Annotated in this window: 1 protein-coding gene; it reads left to right on the top strand. The window is 55.3% G+C overall.

Annotation, left to right across the window (positions count from 1 at the left end; translation table 11 throughout):
• Window positions 1–34: 34 nt before the first annotated feature.
• A partial coding sequence (locus tag BP07_RS00275) for a TIGR04279 domain-containing protein (RefSeq protein ID WP_157203005.1) occupies window positions 35–1,368 on the top strand: 1,334 nt, incomplete at its 3' end.

Below are 1,368 nucleotides of genomic sequence, written 5' to 3'. Positions count from 1 at the left end.
CAACATCAAGGGCACGGTTGCTCCAGGGGAGAATGTGACATGGCAGCTCACGGTGTCTGTGCCCAATGGACAGACCACCACACTCTCTTGGAATACTACCCCTTATCCTCACATCCTTCTGCGCATATTCAACGGTACCACGGAGCTTCAGCCCGGCGTTAACTTTTCCGAGGGCACTCACCACCTCCAGGTCATCGCCACCTATCAGCTACCTCCTGCTCTCGTCACCTATACCATAGAGGAGGGAGGCTCTAAGGAAATCATTCAGTTCATGGACCACACCTCCTCCCCGGCCGAGGGCAACTGGACGGTGCTCAGCGGTGGCAAGACCATCCCCTCGCCCACTCTGCTGTTCCGCTACGATGTGACGAGCACCCACAAGAGTTACACGGTGGGCTCCAAGAACATCACCATCGAGGGCAGCAAGCGCCTCGATGAGGTCGCCTATCCATTCACCACGTATCAGCTTTACCTTCAGAATGATACCGTTAATGCCGCCTTCTATGGCGCAAGCGGGTTTGCGGGAGAAAACGTGTCGTTCTGGCTTGCACCTGCCGGCCTCGATGATGTGAGGGACATCGATAGGGGTCTTAGAAACGGAAATACCACGCCACTGCGGCAGCTGCTGAATGGTGCCGAGAGGTTGAACGCCACTCTCGATTCGGGTGGAGATGCCAGCGCCAGCTTCTCCTCAGTCTCGGCGGGTTCGTACGTATTGTTCGTCACAAACCGGCTTGTAGATCCCCTTACGGACCCCTTCATTCAGATATACTCCCTCACTCCAGTTGAGGTGTTGAAATACGATGCGACCGTGAGCGCACAATCCACGATAGGGTTGGGTGCATATGAGCTCCCAGTGACAATTTCTATAGGCGACTCTGCCACACAAGGTGCCCAGTACAGGTATGGTGCGCTGCTCATCAAGGACTCGGCGTATCGCTATATCGTTGACCTAAGCTCGGATACCTCGGCTGCAAACACCAATGTGGATGTGAATGGTGAGAGGGTCATTGCGGGCTGGGACCTGATAGACATTAACGCTGCCAATGCCCAGAATGTGCTCAGAAACACCACTGGTCCAAACAATGGCAGCGTCTCGATCAATGACTTGACCACGAGCACCAGCAGCACGGTGTATCTGGATACGAGCACGTTGGGTCCGGGCACCTACAGGCTGATCAGTGCCGTCTATGAAAAAGGCAAAGGTATTGTGGCGCTTAACGTGAGCAACGTCACAATCATCGCCGAGGGTGCACCCAATGTGCACGTGAGGGTGGAGTCCAACACCACCACACTCTTCAACGGCACCATCACCGTCCCACCGAACTGCACCGTGGTGGACACCTCGGGTGTTCCCCACTTCATAGA

The organism is Methermicoccus shengliensis DSM 18856 (assembly GCF_000711905.1).
Lineage (GTDB): Archaea > Halobacteriota > Methanosarcinia > DSM-18856 > Methermicoccaceae > Methermicoccus > Methermicoccus shengliensis.
This window is presented reverse-complemented; position numbering and strand designations above follow the sequence as displayed.